The sequence below is a fragment of the Nocardia mangyaensis genome (assembly GCF_001886715.1).
In the GTDB taxonomy this organism is placed as follows: domain Bacteria; phylum Actinomycetota; class Actinomycetes; order Mycobacteriales; family Mycobacteriaceae; genus Nocardia; species Nocardia mangyaensis.
Genome location: NZ_CP018082.1, coordinates 6442555 through 6460920 on the forward strand (window position 1 = coordinate 6442555; position 18366 = coordinate 6460920).

Consider the following 18366-nt stretch of genomic DNA (forward strand, 5'->3'; position numbering starts at 1 on the left):
CTACTCGGCGACGATCACCGTGATCTCGTCGTCGGCCACGCCCGTCACATCACCCGCGAGCACGAACCAGTGGGTCACCTCGCCGTCGGCCAGGTCGTCGTCGACCGAGGCGTCGGGGAGCACCGACAACGCGCCCGCGGTGGACGCGGCCAGGAATTCCCCGATGGCGGCCGGGCCGGAGGCGTGGGTGGTGTAGGTGGTGGATTCGTAGTCGATGCCGTGGTCGTCGCGGAGACGGTCGGCGAGGGCGACCGCGGCGCTCTGGGTGAGCGTCGAGGTGTGCTCGCCGGTGACCTGGACGAAGGCCGGGTGGTCTTCGGACAGCGGACGAACCCGGTCGGCGTAGGAGACGGGATGCGCTGCGGCGGCGGCGATCTCGGCCTCCAGGTCGGGCAGGACCAGCCAGGTTCCGGCGGCACCGGCCACGGGGGCGGCGCTGATGCCGAACGACGCGCCTGCGGCGGCGATCTCGACGCCGGTGAGGTCACCGGCGAACAGGACTGCCGCGCCGGCCTTCTGGACCGCCCAGGCGGCCAGGACCGAATCCACGCCGCGAGGCAGCGAGATCGCGACCACGTCGCCGGGGCCCGCGCCGCGGTCGATCAGCACGCGAGCCAGCTGCGAGGACTTGCGATCCAGCGCGCTGTAGGCGATCTCGCTGTCACCGCGCAGCAGGGCGGGAGCCTGCGGATCGGCTTCGACGACCTCGCCGAGCACCTTGGCCACCGTCCGCGCGCCGACTCCGGCACCGACGACCGGCGCCGAAACCGCCGCGGTCACACCGGATTCGGCGAGCAGCTTGGCGCGTTCGCCCGCGTCGAGGATGTCGATGTCGCCGACCAGTCCGGTCGGGTTGTCGAGCAGCTCGTCGAGCACCCGCAGCAGGCGCTGCGACAGCGTGCGGACCTCGTCACCGGTGAAGGTGCTGGTCAGGTACTTCATGGTGATCTCGATGGTCGACTCGGCCATCACCACCAGCGTGAGCGGGTAGTGGGTGGCGTCGTCGAGGCCGACACCGGTGACCTGCATGCCGTCGATCGAGCTCGCCGCGGTGACCGCGTCCTTGTCCATCGGGTAGGACTCGAACACCAGCAGCGTGTCGAACTGCGACCCGACCCCGGCGACCCGCTGGATGTCGGACAGGCCGACGAAGTGGTGGCTGAGCAGTTCGGCCTGCTCGGACTGCACCCGCTTGGTCAGCTCCTCCGCGCTGATCCGGTCGTCGATCCGAATCCGCACCGGCAGGGTGTTGATGAACAGGCCCACCATCGACTCGACACCGGGCAGCTCGGCCGGGCGACCGGACACGGTCGCGCCGAACACCACGTCGTCGCGGCCGGTGAGACGCCCGACGACGATGCCCCACGCGGTCTGCAGCAGCGTGTTCACGGTGACACCGAGCTCACCGGCGAACTTGCCGAGCGCCCTGGTCCGGTCGCTGTCGATTTCGACGATGACCTTCTCGAGCTCGTAGCGCTCCGCGGCGCGCGGCGCGGGGGCGAGCTGGGTCGGGCTCTCGACCCCGGCCAGCGCCTCCGACCAGGCCCGCAGCGACTGTTCCCGATCCCAGCCCGAGAGCCAGGACAGGAAGTTGCGGTAGGAGGCCACCCGCGGCAGCGCGGTGAGGTCACCGTGTACCGCGTAGAGGACCAGCAGGTCGCGCATGAGCAGCGGCATGGACCAGCCGTCGACCAGGATGTGGTGCACCGTGATCGCCAGGTGCGCCGTGCCCTCGCCGGTCGTGTACAGGCCGAAGCGGATCAGCGGCGCGGTGGCCATGTCGAACTGGTCGGCATGGTCGGCCACCAGCAGCTGGCGCATCCGCGGCATGCGCTCGTCGGCGGGCAGGTCGGTCAGGTCGACCTCGCGCCACGGCACCTCGAGCTCGGACAGCACCACCTGCACCGGCTGACCGGCCGAATCGGTGACGAACGCGGTCCGCAGGTTCGGGTACCGGTCGAGCACGGCCTGGGCCGCGTTGCGCAGTCGCTCGGTGTCGAGCGGACCGGTCAGGTCGAGCACGGCCTGCACGGTGTACACGTCGACGGTCGCCGAGCTGAGCATGGCGTGGAACATCAGGCCCGCCTGCAGCGGCGAGAGCGGCCAGATCTCCGACAGTGCGGGGTAGTCGCGCTCCCACAGCTCGATGTCGGACTGTCCGACCCGGACCAGCGGCATGTCGGACGGGGTGAAACCGCCCGCGTCGACGCGCTGCGCGTGGGTGGCCAGCGCGCCGAGCGCGGCCACGAACAGGTCGGCGAACTCCTGCGCCTGCTCGGTGGTGAGCAGCCCGGTCGGGAAGGCGATGTTGGCGCCCAGCTGCGGGCCCTCGTCGCCGTCGTTGACGATGGCGTTGATGTCCAGCGTCGCGTTGGCGGGCATGTCCAGGTCCATCTCGGCGTCGAGCCGGCCCAGGTCCGCCACCGGCACCCAGCCGAGTTCGGCGAGTTCGGCGGGGATCTCGCCCGCGGTGGCCCGGCCGAGATAGTTGAAGCTGATCTGGCCGACGCTCGGCAGATCCGCGCCCTCGCCGGTCAGGTACTTGAGCATGCCGTAGCCGATGCCCTTGTCGGGCACGCCGAGCATCTGCTCCTTGACCGACTTGATCACCTCGCCGAGCACGGAGCCGCCGGCGAAGGCGTCGTCGAGATCGGCACCGGCCAGGTCGAGCCGGACCGGGAAGGCGGTGGTGAACCAGCCGACGGTACGCGACAGATCCGCACCGGCGACGATCTCTTCCTGGCGGCCGTGACCCTCCAGCTTGATCAGCGCCGCACCACCGGATTCGTCACCGCGCCAGCGGGATACGGCCAGCGCGAGGGCGGTGAGCAGCCCGTCGTTGACGCCGCCGTGGTACAGACCCGGGATCGCGGTGAGCACCGCGTCGGTGACCTCGGGCGACAGGGTGACCTGCACCCGGTCGACGGTGGCGAAGGTGTCGACCCGCGGGTCGAACGCCCGCGCGCCCAGCTGCGGATCGGCGGTAGCCGAGATCTCGCGCCAGAACGGCAGCTCCGCGCGCCGGTCCGGCGACTGCTCGACCAGGCTGTGGGCCCAGCGCCGCATCGAGGTGCCGTTGGCGGGCAGCGCGACCGGCTGACCGGCCGCGATCTGGCCCCAGGCCATACCGAGGTCCGGGATCAGGATGCGCCAGGAGACGCCGTCGATCACGAAGTGGTGGCCCACCACGAGCAGCACGTCGCGGCGGCGCGGTCCGTCGGTGTTCTCGCCGAAGGCGAACCAGACGAACTGCACCATGGCGGCGTTCGCGGGGTCGAGGCGGCCCATGGCCTCGTCGTATTCGACCGAGGCCAGCTTGGACAGCTGCTCGTCACCGATCTCACCGGAGACCTCGACGCGCCGCACCAGCGTGGTCACGTCGACCCCGCCCGGAGCCAATGCCTCGAAGAGCCAACCCTTTTCGGCATCCTTGACGACCCGCGAGCGCAGCACATCGTGGTGATCGAAGACCGCGCCGATGGTGGCGTGCAGGACCTCCTCGGTGATGTTGTCCGGCAGGCGAAGCACCATCGACTGGGAGAACCGGTCGTAGGTGGAGCCACCGGCCAGGATCTGGCGCATGATCGGCAGCATCGGAATGTCACCGACACCGCCGCCGGGCAGTTCCTCGAGCACGATCTGGTCGGCATCGCCCGCGAGCACGGCGATCTCGGCCAGTCCGGCCACGCTGCGCTTGTCGAACACATCGCGCGGCTTGAACAGCACGCCGCGGTCCTTGGCGCGCGAGACCAGCTGGATGGACAGGATCGAGTCACCGCCGAGGGCGAAGAACGAATCGTCCAGGCCGACCGCGTCCACGCCGAGCACCTCGGCGAAGACCGCGGCGATGATCGCCTCGACTTCGCTTGTCGGGGTGCGGAACTCGCGCGGGGCGAGGACCGGCTCGGGCAGGGCACGACGGTCCAGCTTGCCCGCGGGGGTCAGCGGGATCTCGTCGAGCACCAGCACGGCCGCGGGCACCATGTGCGCGGGCAGCTGTCCGGCCGCGTACTCGACCAGTGCGGCCGGGTCGGCGGCGGTGCCCGGGGTGGCCCGGACATAGGACACCAGGATGGTGGCGCCCGCGTCGGTGGTGCGGCCGATGGTGGCGGCGAACTCGACGTCGTCGTGCGCGGTGAGGACCGCGTCGATCTCGCCCAGTTCGATCCGGAAACCGCGGATCTTCACCTGGAAGTCGTTGCGGCCCACGTACTCCACGACCGGCTTGCCGTTGACGGTGCGCCAGGCGACGACGTCACCGGTGCGGTACAGCCGCTCGCCCACCGCGGGGCTGCCGGCTGACACAGGGTAGGGGCTGGCGACGAACCGTTCGGCGGTGAGGCCGTGGCGCGCGTGGTAGCCGCGAGCCAGCGGGAGACCGCCCAGGTACAGCTCACCGGCCACGCCCTCGGGCACCGGACGCAGACGACTGTCGAGCACCAGCACGGTCGCACCGGCGATCGGGCCGCCGATGTTCATGGTGTCGCCGGGCAGCAGGGCGTCGGACAGGTTGGTCGCGATGGTCGCCTCGGTCGGACCGTAGGCGTTGTAGAACCGGTGGTGCGCCGGGTCGGCGCCCGCGCTGTGCCAGTTCGCCACCAGGTCGACCGGGGCCTTGTCACCGCCGACGATCAGCGCTTCCAGCCCGGCCAGCGCCGCGGGTTCCATCGACGCCGCGACCAGCGGGGTGAGGAACACGTGGGTCAGCTGCTGGCCGACGATGATCTCGGCCAGTTCCTCGCCACCGACCACGCCGACCGGCGTGATCACCAGCGCGCCCGCCGAGCCGACCGCGAGCAGGAACTCGAGGATCGACGCGTCGAACGACGGGGACGCGAACGCGAGGGTGCGGGCGTCGCGGCCGAGGCCGAACTGGGCCACCTGGGCGGCGGCGAAGTTGGCCACGCCGGTGTGGGAGACGACGACGCCCTTGGGCAGACCCGTCGAACCCGAGGTGTAGATCATGTAGGCCGTGTTGCCGGAGTGGACCGCACCACGACGGTCCGCGTCGGTGATCGGCGCCGCGGACTTTTCAGCGGCCGCTGCGTGCAGATCCGGGTCGTCGAGGACCAGCCACTCACCCAGCGCGGGCGCGGGCAGGTGGTCGACCTCGGCCGACACCGTGATCCCCAGCGCCGCACCCGAATCCGACATCATGTGCGCGATGCGGTCGGCCGGGTACTTCGGGTCGACCGGCAGGAACGCCGCACCCGACTTGACCACTGCCCAGATGGCGAGGGTGGTCTCGAGCGAGCGCTCCATGGCGATGGCGACGACCGTCTCCGGTGCGGCGCCACGCGCGATGAGCACCCGCGCCAGCCGTGCGGAGGCCGCGTCGAGTTCGGCGTAGGTCAGCGAGCGCGCCTGAGCCGCCGCGAGCCCAGCGGACTCGCCCGCACGCACCAGTTCGCCCGAAGTCGCCGGGTCGGCATCGGCCGACGCGCCCGCGCGCCGCGCCGCGTCCAGCGTGCTGGTCGCGGTGAGGGCGTGGACCAGCCCGGTGTCGACCGACTCGCCCGGTGCGATGATCGCCGGACCGGTCGGGTTGGTCGCCACGGCCTGGGCCAGCAGCTCGGGCAGGGTGCTCGTCGACGCGGCGGGACCGCCGGTGCGGGTGAGCAGTTCGGCGCGTTCGACGGTGTCGAGGAGTTCGAGATCGCCGATCGCCGTGGTGGTGTCGGCGACGACCTCGGCGAGCAGGCGCCCGAAGCGCTGCGCGAACTTCTCGACCGTGGAATGGTCGAACAGCGCACTGGCGTAGGAGAACTCGGCGTAAGCGCCTGCGTCATCACCCGCGCCCGCCTCACGCACGGTGAGCAGCAGGTCGAACTTGGCGGTGTCGACGTCGAAGTCGACCGCCGAGACCGACAGGCCCGGCAGTTCGAAGCTGGCGTCGGGCAGATTCTCGAACGACAGCGCCACCTGGAACAGCGGGTGCCGCGCGGTGGAGCGCTCGGGGTTGAGCAGTTCCACCAGGCGTTCGAACGGGATGTCGGCGTGCGCGAAGGCGGCCAGGTCGGCTTCCTTGGCGTGGGCCAGGAGTTCGGTGAAGCCGAGGTGCCCGTCTACCTGGGTGCGCAGGGCGAGGGTGTTGACGAACATGCCGATCACATCGTCGAGTTCGGCCTCGCCGCGGCCCGCGATCGGGGTGCCGATGACGATGTCCTCGGTGCCCGACATGCGGGCCAGGAACACCGCCAGCGCGGTGTGCACGACCATGAACAACGTCGCGTTGTGCTCGCGGGCGATGGCCGAGAGCCCGGCATGGGTCTCGGTGTCGATGGCGAACAGCACCCGGCCACCGGCGAAGGACTGCGTGCTCGGACGCGGCCGGTCCAAGGGCAGGTTCAGTTCGTCGGGGACGCCGGCGAGTGCGCGCTTCCAGTAGTCGGCCTGCTGGGAGACCAGGCTGGTCTCGTCGGTCTCGGAGCCGAGCACCTCGCGCTGCCAGACGCTGAAGTCGGCGTACTGCACCGGCATCGGCGCCCAGCCCGGACGTTCCCCGACGGCGCGGGCGGCGTAGGCCACCATCACATCGCGGGTCAGCGGACCCATGGACCAGCCGTCGGCGCTGATGTGGTGCGCGACGAAGACGAGCACGTACTCGTCGGTGCCGACGTGCAGGAGCTTGGCGCGCAACGGAACTTCCGAGAGCACGTCGAAGCCCGTGGAGATCACTTCGGCGATCTTGTCGCGGACCTGCTCGGGCGCGATGGTTTCCGGTGTCAGGTCAGGGACATTGCCCTCGACCGGCAGGATCACCTGGTGCGGTGTGCCGTTGGCCGACGGGTACACCGTGCGCAGGGTCTCGTGCCTGGCCAGCACGTCGGCGACGGCCAGCTGCAGGGCCTCGACATCCAGGGCGCCCGACAGGCGGACGGCGACCGGGATGTTGTTCACCGCGGAGCCGGTGTCGAACTGGTTCAGGAACCACATGCGCTGCTGGGCGAGCGAGAGCGGCACCTGATCCGGGCGCGGTCCGGCGACCAGCGCGCGCCGCCCACCGGCGCCCGCACCCTGCTCGACCTTCACCGCGAGCCCGGCCACAGTCGAGGCCTCGAACAACAGGCGCACGGGCACCCGGCTGTCCAGCGCCGCGCCGAGGCGGGCGGCGACCTGGGTGGCCAGCAGCGAGTTGCCGCCGAGAGCGAAGAAGTCGTCGTCGGCACCGACGCGCTCGGCACTGAGCACCTCCGCGAACACCCCGGCCACGATCTCCTCGATCGGAGTCGAGGGCGCACGGAAGACCTGCGCCTCGAACTCCGGTTCGGGCAGCGCCTTGCGGTCGAGCTTGCCGTTGACATTGAGCGGCAGCGCGTCGAGGACGACGAACACGGCGGGCACCATGTAGGATGGCAGACCCTCCGACAGGGTCGACTTCACCTGCGCCACATCGATATCCGTACCCACCAGGTAGGCGACCAGACGGTCACCGGTGCGCGGGTCGGACTTGGCGATGACCGCGGCCTGGGCGATCTCGGGCAGCGCGAGCAGCGCGGCCTCGATCTCACCGAGCTCGATGCGGAAGCCACGGATCTTCACCTGGAAGTCGGTGCGGCCCCGGTAGTCGAGTTCGCCGTTGTGCCAGGCCACCAGGTCACCGGTGCGGTACATGCGGGTGCCGGGGGTGAACGGGTTGGCCACGAAGCGGTCGGCGGTCAGATCGGCGCGACCGAAGTAGCCGCGCGCCAGCTGGGCACCGGCCAGGTACAGCTCGCCGGACACACCGTCGGGCACCGGGCGCAGGCGCTCGTCGAGCACGTAGACCTGGCTGTTCCACTCCGGCGAACCGATGGAGACCGACACCTGGTCGGCGGCGTTCACCCGATGCGCGGTGATCGAGACCGCGGCCTCGGTCGGGCCGTACAGGTTGAACAGTTCGGTGCGCTTGAACTCGGCGCGGAACCGCTGGGCCAGCGAGCCCGGCAACGCCTCACCAATGGCCAGCACCCGCCACAGCGAGTCCGGCATCCCCGACGCGAGCAGTGCGTCGAGCATGGACGGCACCGCGTGCAGAGTGGTCACCCATTCCCGCGCCATCAGCTCGTTGAGGTAGGCCGGATCGCGATGGCCGTCGGGCGCGGCGATCACCAGGCGCCCGCCGCAGACGGCGGCCGACCAGAACTCCCAGACCGAGAGGTCGAAGGTGGCGGCGGTCTTGAGCAGCACGGCATCGGCGGCGTCGAGACCGAATTCGATCAGCTTCCACTGCAGCTGGTTGGCGATGGCGCCGTGCGGCACCGCGACACCCTTCGGACGACCGGTGGAACCGGAGGTGAAGATGACGTACGCGGTGTTGTCAGGGCGCAGCGGCTCGGTGCGCTCGGCATCGGAAACCGGTGCGCCGCTGAGGGCTTCGAGATCGAGTTCATCGATGCGCACCACCGGCGCGACATCGCTGTCGAACTCGGCGTCGGCATTGGTCAGCACGCAGACCGGTGCCGCTGTCTCGAGGATGTAGGTCGTGCGCTCGGCCGCCTGATCCGGATCGACCGGCACGTACGCGCCACCGGACTTGGCCACCGCGTACATCGCGACGATCAGGTCCACCGAGCGCCGCAGCGCCAGCGCGACGCGGGCCTCCGGGCCGACACCGAGCGAGATCAGGTGCCGCGCGAGGCGGTTCACCTTCGCGTCGAGTTCGGCGTAGCTGAGCTGGGCGCCGTCGTCGGTGACCAGGGCGGTCGACTTCGGATCGGCGGCCACCGTCGCGTCGAGCAGCGACACCAGCGTGGCATCGGTGTCGACCGGGTAGTCGGTGGCATTGCGCGCGTCGAGTACCTGGGTGCGTTCGGCGGGTGCCAGCAGTTCGATGTCGCCGACCGCGGTGCGCGGGGTGTCCACGATCGCGGCGAGCAGGCGGACGAACCGTGCCACGAAACTTTCGACCGTGGCGTGGTCGAACAGGTCGGTGGCGTAGGTGAACAGACCCGAGATGCCCTCGGGCTCACCGGCGTCGCCGTAGCGGTCGGTGGCGATCAGGTGCAGGTCGAACTGCGACAGCTTGGAGTCGATGTCGAGCCCGGAGACCGTCAGGCCGGGCAGTTCCAGGGTGCTGCGGCTGAGGTTCTGGAACGACAGGCCCACCTGGAACAGCGGGTGGCGGGCGGTGGAGCGCACCGGGTTGAGCACCTCGACCAGGCGCTCGAACGGCACGTCGGCATTGGCGAAGGCGGCGATGTCGTCCTCGCGCTGGCGGGCCAGCAGCTCGGTGAACGCCTCGCCCGAATCGACCCTGGTGCGGAAGACCAGGGTGTTGACGAACATGCCGATCATGTCGTCGAGGGCCGCTTCGCCACGACCGGCCATCGGGGTGCCGATGGCGATGTCGTCGGTGCCGGACAGGCGCGCGAGCAGGACCGCGAGGGCGGTGTGCACCACCATGAACAGCGTCGCGCCTTCGGCACGGGCCAGTTCGACCAGTGCGCGGTGGGTCTCGGCGTCGATCTGCAGATCGACCTTGCCGCCCGCGAAGGTCTGCACCGCGGGACGCGGCCGGTCGGCGGGCAGGTCGAGCTGATCGGGCAGCTCGGCCAGCGCCCGCTTCCAGTGCGCGACTTGCTTGGACGCCATCGAGTCCGGATCATCCTCGCTGCCGAGCAGGTCACGCTGCCAGATGCTGTAGTCCGCGTACTGCACCGCCAGCGGGGCCCAGCCGGGTTCGTGGCCGGTGGCGCGGGCCGCGTAGGCGGTCATCAGGTCGCGGGTCAGCGGGGCGACCGAGGAGCCGTCGCCGGAGATGTGATGCACGACCATGGCGAGGACGAATTCGCCCGTGATGATGTCGGCGGGCTGGGACACGCGAGCGGAGCGTGACCACGCAGGGCCCTCGGAAGCATCGCCATCGGGTACCGCGTTCTCGACCCGGAACAACGCGACCTTGAGCGGCACCTCGACAGTGACGTCGAAGATCGTGCCGAGCAGTTCGGCGACCGCGGTCTCCATCTGGTCGGCGGCGACGGTGCGCTCGAGCAGTTCCGGCGCGGCCTGGGCGGGCGACAGGATCACCTGTGCCGCACCGGATTCGGTCTGCGGGTAGACGGTGCGCAGGATCTCGTGCCGGGTCACCAGGTCGGTGACCGCGGCGCGCAGCGCGGCCACGTCGAGGTCGCCGGTGAGGCGGACCGCGACCGGCACGTTGTAGGCCGCGGACTGAGTGTCGAAGCGGTTGAGGAACCACATCCGCTGCTGCGCGAGCGAGAGCGGAATGTGCTCGGGGCGCGGTCCGGCGGTGAGCGCCTTGCGATCACCGGTCTCCGAGTGCTGCTCGACCCGCTGGGCCAGCGCGGCCACCGTGGACGCCTCGAACAGCAGGCGAACCGGGATGCGGGTGTCGAGGGCCTCGCCGAGGCGGGCGGCGACCTGCGTGGCCAGCAGCGAGTTGCCACCCCAGGCGAAGAAGTCGTCGTCGAGGCCGAAGCGCTTGTCTGTGTCGGATTCAGCCGCTCCCGAGGGCCCTGCGTGGTCACGCTTCGCTACCGCCTCCGGGCCCGCCGGTCGCGGCTGGACGTCGAGGCGAAGGACCTCGGCGAAGGTGGCCGCGACGAGCTGTTCGCTCGGGCTGACCGGGGCGCGGAACACCGCCTTCTCGACCTCGGGCTCCGGGAGCGCCTTGCGGTCGAGCTTGCCGTTGGCGTTGAGCGGCAGCGCGTCGAGCTGCAGGAACACGGTGGGCACCATGTAAGACGGCAGCTCGGCGGCGAGCGCGGCGCGCAGCGCGACCTTGTCGATGTCGGCGTCGGGTTCGGCGGCATCGGGCGTTGTATCGGCGACCACGTAGGCGACGAGGCGGTCGCCGACGACGGGGTCGGTGTGGGCGAGCACAGCGGCAGCGGCGATGCCGGGCCGACGCAGCAGCGCGGCTTCGATCTCGCCGAGCTCGATACGGAAGCCGCGGATCTTGACCTGGAAGTCGGTGCGGCCACGGTAGTCCAGTTCGCCGTCGGCGTTCCAGGCCACCAGGTCACCGGTGCGGTACATGCGCTCACCGTCGGCGCCGAACGGGTCGGCGACGAAACGGTCGGCGGTGAGGTCGGCGCGACCGTAGTAGCCGCGCGCCAGCTGCGCACCGGCCAGGTACAGCTCGCCGGACACACCGACCGGCACCGGGCGCAAACGCGAATCCAGCACGTAGACCCGGCTGTTCCACTCCGGCGAACCGATCGAGACCGACACCTGGTCGGCGTCGGTGACCGCGTGGCTGGTGATCGAGACCGCGGCCTCGGTCGGGCCGTAGAGGTTGACCAGCGCGGCGGTGTTCGCCGTGCGGAAACGCTGCGCGGTGGCGGCGGGCAACGCCTCACCGATGGCAAGGACGCGGCGCAACGTACGCGGCAGGGCCGCACCGGATTCGGTGAGCAGCGCGTCGAGCATCGAGGGCACCACATGCAGCGTCGTGACGCCGGTGGCCCGCATCAGGTCGTTGAGGTAGGCCGGGTCGCGGTGGCCGTCGGCGGTGGCGACCACCAGGCGGGCGCCGGTCACGGCGGCGGTCCAGAACTCCCAGACCGAGAGGTCGAAGGTGGCGGCGGTCTTGAGCAGGACCGCGTCATCGGCGCCGATGCCGAATTCCGTGGCCTTCCACAGGAGCTGGTTGACGATCGCGCCGTGCGGGACTGCGACACCCTTGGGCTTGCCGGTGGAGCCCGAGGTGAAGATCACGTACGCGGTGTTCGCGGGAGCCACGATACGACCGGTGATCGGCGCGGCACTGACCTCGCTCAGATCGAGCTCGTCCAGAACCATCACTTCGGCCGCCGCCGTGCGGAATTCGGCGTTCGCCGTGGTCAGGACCACGGCGGGCGCGGCCGTCTCCAGGATGTAATCGGTGCGCTCGGCGGGCTGATCGGGGTCGATCGGCACGTAGGCCGCGCCCGTGCGGGCCACCGCGTACATGGCGATGACCAGCTCGGCGGAGCGCCGGATGGCAAGCGCCACCCGGTCCTCGGTGCCGATGCCGAGCGAGATCAGGTGTCGTGCAAGGCGGTTCACCTCGGCATCGAGCTCGGCGTAGGTCAGCTCACGGCGACCGGCGACAACTGCGTCGGCGGTGCGGCCGAGGGAAACCGCTCCACCACCGGTGGACCCGGCCGCATCCTCGGCGGTCGGACCGCCGCGCTCGGCCGAGAGGCCGACCGGCCGGGCGGCGTCGTCGGAGGTCACGCCGTCCGGCAGGTCGACAACCAGCGCGACCGCGTCGGGGGTGGCGGCCACCGTCGCATCGAGCAGTGACACCAGCGTGGCGTCGGTGTCGATCGCGTGCGTGGTGTCGTTCCAGTCCGTGACGATCCGCGCGGACTCCTCGGCCTCGAGCAGGTCGATGTCCCCGACCGGAATGCTCGCGTCGGCGGCGACCGCGTCGAGGACGAGCAGGAAGCGGTCGGCGAAGCTCTGCACCGTCGACTCGTCGAACAAGTCGATGGCGTAACCGAATTCGGTGACCAGCTGGGCCGGCGCGCCGTCGTCGGTGTAGCGGTCGTAGAGGGTGACGTGCAGGTCGGTCTTGGCCAGCTGCGAGTCGTAGTCGACCGCGCTGACGGTGAGGCCGGGCAGTTCGAAGGTGGTGTCGGCCAGGTTCTGGAACGACAGGCCCACCTGGAACAGCGGGTTGCGCGCGGTGGAGCGCACCGGGTTGAGTACCTCGACCAGGCGCTCGAACGGCACGTCGGCATTGGCGAAGGCTTCCAGGTCGCGTTCGCGCACGTCGGCGAGCAGGTCGGCGAAGGTGGCGCCGGGGTCGACGACCGTGCGGAACACCAGGGTGTTGACGAACATGCCGATCAGGTCGTCGAGTTCGCGTTCACCACGGCCCGCGATCGGCGTGCCGACGGCGATGTCGTCGGTGCCGGACAGGCGCGCGAGCAGCACCGCGAGGGCGGCGTGTACGACCATGAACAGCGAGGCGTTGTTGGCCCTGGCCAGGTTGTGCAGTGCCGCGTGGCGCTGCGGGTCGATCTCGAAGCGGATCGCCTTGCCCTGGAACGACTGCGCGGGCGGGCGCGGGCGGTCCGCGGGCAGTTCGAGCTGATCGGGCAGTCCGGCGAGCGCTGTCCGCCAGTACGAAACCTGCTTGGCGGCCAGCGATTCCGGGTCGACCTCGTCGCCGAGGACCTCACGCTGCCACAGCGCGTAGTCGGCGTACTGCACCGGCAGCGGCGCCCAGTGCGGCGTCTCGCCCTGCACACGGGCCACGTAGGCGGCCATGATGTCGCGCGCCAGCGGGCCCATGGAGGAGCCGTCGGCGGAGACGTGGTGCACGGTGAAGGCGAGCACATGGTCGGTGCCGGTGCGAACAGCGGGCTCGGCGGCGGAGCGTGACCCCGCAGAGCTCTCGTGAGCACCGCCATCGGATTCTGTGAGCTCGAACAGCGCGACCTTGAGCGGCACCTCTTCGGTGACGTCGAAGGTGGTCATCGCGAAGTCGATGACCGTGCCGAGCAGGTCGGCCTCGGCGACGGCGATGTGGTGCACCTGCGCGCGGCTCTGCGAGATCGGCAGGATCACCTGGTGCGGGCCCTCGGCCGAGCGCGGGTAGGTGGTGCGCAGCATCTCGTGCCGGGCGAACACGTCGCCGATGGCCTGTTCGAGCGCGGGTACGTCGAGATCGCCGGTCAGGCGCACGGCCAGCGGGATGTTGTCCACCGCGGAGGTGGAGGTGTCGAACTGGTTGAGGAACCAGTAGCGCTGCTGGGCGGGCGAGAGCGGGATGCGGGCGGGCCGCTCCCCCGCGGTCAGGCGCGGGCGGGTCCGGCCGGAGCCCGCGTTGTGCTCGACCCGGGTGGCCAGGGCAGACACGGTCGAGGCCTCGAACAGGTCGCGCACCGAGAGCTGGGTGTCCAGCGCCGCGCCGATGCGGGCGGTGACCTGGGTGGCCAGCAGCGAGTTGCCGCCGAGTTCGAAGAAGTCGTCGTCGGCGCCGACGCGGGTCACGCCGAGCACGTCACCGAAGGTGCCCGCGACGATCTCCTCGATCGGGGTCGAGGGCGCCCGGAACTGCTTGGCCTCGAACACCGGCGCGGGCAGCGCCTTGCGATCGAGCTTGCCGGAGGCGTTGAGCGGGAAGGCATCCAGCACGACGAACGCGGTGGGGACCATGTAGGTCGGCAGGTCGGCGCCGAGTTCGGTGCGCACGGCGTCGAGGTCGATGCTCATCCCCGCGGCGGGGATGAGATAGCCGACCAGCTGGTCGCCGAGGCGGTCGTCGGAGCGGACCACGACCACCGACTGGGCGATCGAGGGCTGCGCGGTGAGCGCGGCCTCGATCTCGCCGAGCTCGATCCGCAGACCACGCAGCTTGACCTGGAAGTCGGTGCGGCCCAGGTACTCCAGCTCACCGTGCTCGGTCCAGGCGACGAGATCACCGGTGCGGTACATGCGCTCGCCGAGTTCGGAGAACGGGTCGGCGACGAAGCGATCCGCGGTCAGGTCGGGACGAGCGACGTAGCCGCGCGCCAGCTGCACCCCGGCCAGGTACAGCTCGCCGGGGACGCCGACGGGCACCGGGTGCAGGCGCGAATCCAGCACGTATACCTGGGTGTTGAACACCGGGGCGCCGATCGGCACGGAGGTGGCGTCGGCGTCGGTGACCTCGTGGAAGGTGACGTCGACCGCGGCCTCGGTGGGACCGTACAGGTTGTGCAGGGCCGCACCGGTGAGGGCACGCAGGCGCTGGGCGGTCGGCGCGGGCAGCGCCTCACCGGAGGCGAAGACCAGGCGCAGGCTGCTCGCGCTCGGCTCCTGGCCGTCGGCGAGCGAGACCGCGGCGGACTCGGTCAGCTCGGCGACGAACACCGACATCATCGACGGCACGAAGTGCGCGGTGGTCACGCCTTCGGTGCGGATGATCCCGGCCAGGTACCCCGGATCACGATGACCATCCGGCTTCGCGACCACCAGCCGCGCACCGATCTGCAAGGGCCAGAAGAACTCCCACACCGACACGTCGAAGGTGGCCGGGGTCTTCTGCAGCACCACATCGTCAGCGGTCAGACCGTAGCGCTCCTGCATCCAGACCAGGCGGTTCACGATCGCGCCATGGCTGACCGCGACACCCTTCGGACGACCCGTCGAACCCGACGTGAAGATCACGTACGCGGTATTGGACGGACGCAGCGGGGCGGTCCGGTCGGCATCGGTGACCGGTGCGTCGGAGTATTCCGACAGATCCAGGTTCGCGATGTCGAGCGCGGTCGTCGCACCCGCGTCGAATTCGTCGGCGGCAGTGGTCAGCACGCACACCGGCGCCGCGGTGGCGAGCACGTAGTGGGTGCGCTCGGCCGGGTGATCGGGATCCAGCGGCACATAGGCGCCACCGGCCACGCTCACCGCGTACATGCCGACCACCAGGTCGATCGAGCGGCGCATGCCCAGCGCGACCATGGTGTCCGGGCCGACGCCCTGGGCGATCAGGTGGCGGGCCAGACGGTTCGCCCTGGCGGCGAACTCCCCGTAGGACAGACTCGTCCCCTCGAAGGTGAGAGCCGTCGCGTTCGGCGTGGCCGCGGCCCGCGCCTGGAACAGCGAGACCAGCGTCGCGGCCTGGTCGACCGGGTACGCGGTGGCGTTCCACTCGGTGAGCACCGTGCGACGCTCGGCCGCGTCGAGCAGGTCGACCTCGCCGATCGCGCGAGCCGGCTTGGCCACTACCGCGGTCAGCACCCGCACCAGGCGCTGGGCGAGCGCGGCGATGGTGTCGGCGTCGAACATGTCGGTGGCGTAGGCGAATTCGGCGGTCATGCCGTCGGCCGAGCCGTCGGGGCGGTGGCGATCGGTCAGGTTCAGGTGCAGATCGAACTTGGCGGTCACCACGTCCAGCGGCACGCCGGCGACCTCGAGACCGGGCAGTTCGAACGACGCCTCACCGGTGTTCTGGAACGACAGCATCACCTGGATGAGCGGATGCCGCGCCTGCGAACGAGCCGGGTTGAGGATCTCGACGAGCCGCTCGAACGGCAGGTCGGCGTGGCCGAAGGCGGCGAGGTCGTTCTCCCTGGTCTGCGCGAGCAACTCCGCGAACGGTTGGGCCGGGTCGACCGCGGTGCGCAGCACCAGGGTGTTGACGAACATGCCGATAGCGTCGTCGAGCACCGCTTCACCACGACCGGCGACGGCGGTGCCGATGGCGATGTCGTCGGTGCCGGACAGGCGGGCGAGCAGGGCGGCGAACGCGGCGTGCACCACCATGAACAGGCTGGCACCGTGTTCGCGGGCCAGCGCGTTGAGGCTCGCGGCCAGGGCCGGATCGATCGAGAACTCGTGCACGCCACCGCGGTTGGAGGCCACGGCAGGACGCGGCCGGTCGGTCGGCAGGTCGAGCTGATCGGGCAGCCCGGCCAGGTGCCGCGACCAGTACGCGACCTGCTGGGCGATCATCGACGACGAATCATCCTCGGCACCCAGGGTTTCGCGCTGCCACAGCGCGAAGTCGGCGTACTGCACCGGCAGCGGGGCCCAACCCGGCGCCTGGTGCCGCGAACGCGCCGCGTAGGCGATCATCACGTCGCGGGCCAGCGGGCGCACCGACCAGCCGTCGCCGGAGATGTGGTGCACGACGAAGACCAGCACGTGAGTGTCGGGGTGCGAGCCGTCCATGGAGCCCGCGATGCGCAACAGCGCGGCGCGCACCGGCACCTCGGCGGTGACGTCGAAGCCGGTGAGCACCAGTTCGCTGATGCGGTCGGGCAGTTCGTCCTCGTCGACGGTGATCGGGTCGAGCGAGATCGGCGCGACATTCGCGGGCAGGACCACCTGCACGCCCTGCCCCTCGGCGGTCTCCGGATACACGGTGCGCAGCACTTCGTGCCGCTCGACCACATCGGCGACGGCCTGGCGCAGCGCGTCGACATCGAGGGCACCGGTGAGGCGCACCGCGAGCGGGATGTTGTTGACCCCGGTGGTGCTGTCGAAGCGGTTGAGGAACCACATGCGCTGCTGGGCCAGTGAGAGCGGGATCTGCTCCGGGCGCGGTCCGGCGACGAGCTCGCGGCGGCTGCCGCTGCCCGCGTGGGTCTCCACCTTGGCGGCCAGCGCGGCCACCGAAGGCGCCTCGAACAGCACGCGCACGGGGACGCGGGTGTCCAGGGCGGCGCCGAGGCGGGCCACGACCTGGGTGGCGACGAGCGAGTTCCCGCCGAGGTCGAAGAAGTCGTCGTCCAAACCGACGGCGCGTTCGCCGGTCAGGCCGAGCACCTCGGCGAAGGTGGCGGCGACGATCTCCTCGATCGGCGTACGCGGCGCACGGAACTCGCGCGCCTCGAACACCGGATCGGGCAGGGCGCGGCGGTCGAGCTTGCCGTTGGCCGACAGCGGCATCTCGTCGAGCACGACGAACGCGGCGGGCACCATGTAGGACGGCAGCTGCGCGGCCAGATGCGCACGGAGCGTGTCGATGTCGACGTTCTCGGCGGCACCGGAGCGCGTGCTCGCCGAGTCCGCGCCCGCCGGTCGTCCGGCGGTGGCGGGCACGAGGTAGCCGACGAGCTGGTCACCGGTGCCCGCGTGCGAGCGCACGACCACCACGGCCTGGGCGACGGAGTCGTGCGCGGTGAGCGCGGCCTCGATCTCGCCGAGCTCGATGCGCAGACCACGCAGCTTGACCTGGAAGTCGGTGCGGCCCAGGTAGGTGATGACGCCGTTCGCGTCGCGGCGCACCAGGTCACCGGTGCGGTACATGCGGGCGCCGTCCTCACCGAACGGGTCGGCGACGAAGCGGTCGGCGGTGAGATCAGGGCGGCCGAAGTAGCCGCGCGCCAGCTGGTCACCGGCCAGGTACAGCTCACCGGCGACCCCGGCGGCGACCGGGTGCAGGCGCGAATCCAGCACGTACGCCTTGGCGTTCCAGACGGGCGTACCGATCGGGACCGCGGTGCGAGCGGCGGGCCCGGAGGCGGTAGCGGAGCGTGACCACGCAGGGCCCTCGGGAGCACCGCCATCAGAAGCGGCGCCGTCGACCTGGTCGGCGACCGGGCCGTGCGTCGCGTGCACGGTGAACTCGGTGGGGCCGTACAGGTTGAACAGGGCGGCATCGCTCACTCGGCGCAGCGCCGTGACCGCGTCGCCGGTGAAGGCCTCGCCCGCGATGAGCAGGGCACGCAGCGAGGACAGAACTCCGCCCCGCACCGCGGCTTCATCGATGCTGCCCGCGAAAACAGTGAGCATCGACGGCACGAACGAGGTCATCGTGACCCGCTGTGCGGCAATGACATCGGCCAGGTACTGCGGATCGCGGTGGCCGTCGGCGCTGGCGACGACCAGTCGGCCGCCGGTGCTCAGCGGACCGAACAGCTCCCACACCGACACGTCGAAGGTGGCGGGAGTCTTGAACAGCACCACATCGTCGGCGCCGATGCCGTACTCGCCGGTGATCCA

The 18366-nt window shown here is 70.7% G+C and carries 1 protein-coding gene (only partly in view); it reads right to left on the reverse strand.

The annotated features are described in order from the left end of the window. Positions 1–18366: the 3' end of a non-ribosomal peptide synthetase gene (locus tag BOX37_RS29365; RefSeq protein WP_084760358.1), read on the reverse strand. Its footprint extends 26259 nt past the window's final position; only the last 18366 of its 44625 coding nucleotides appear in the window; the start codon falls outside the window, past its right edge; its stop codon occupies positions 1–3.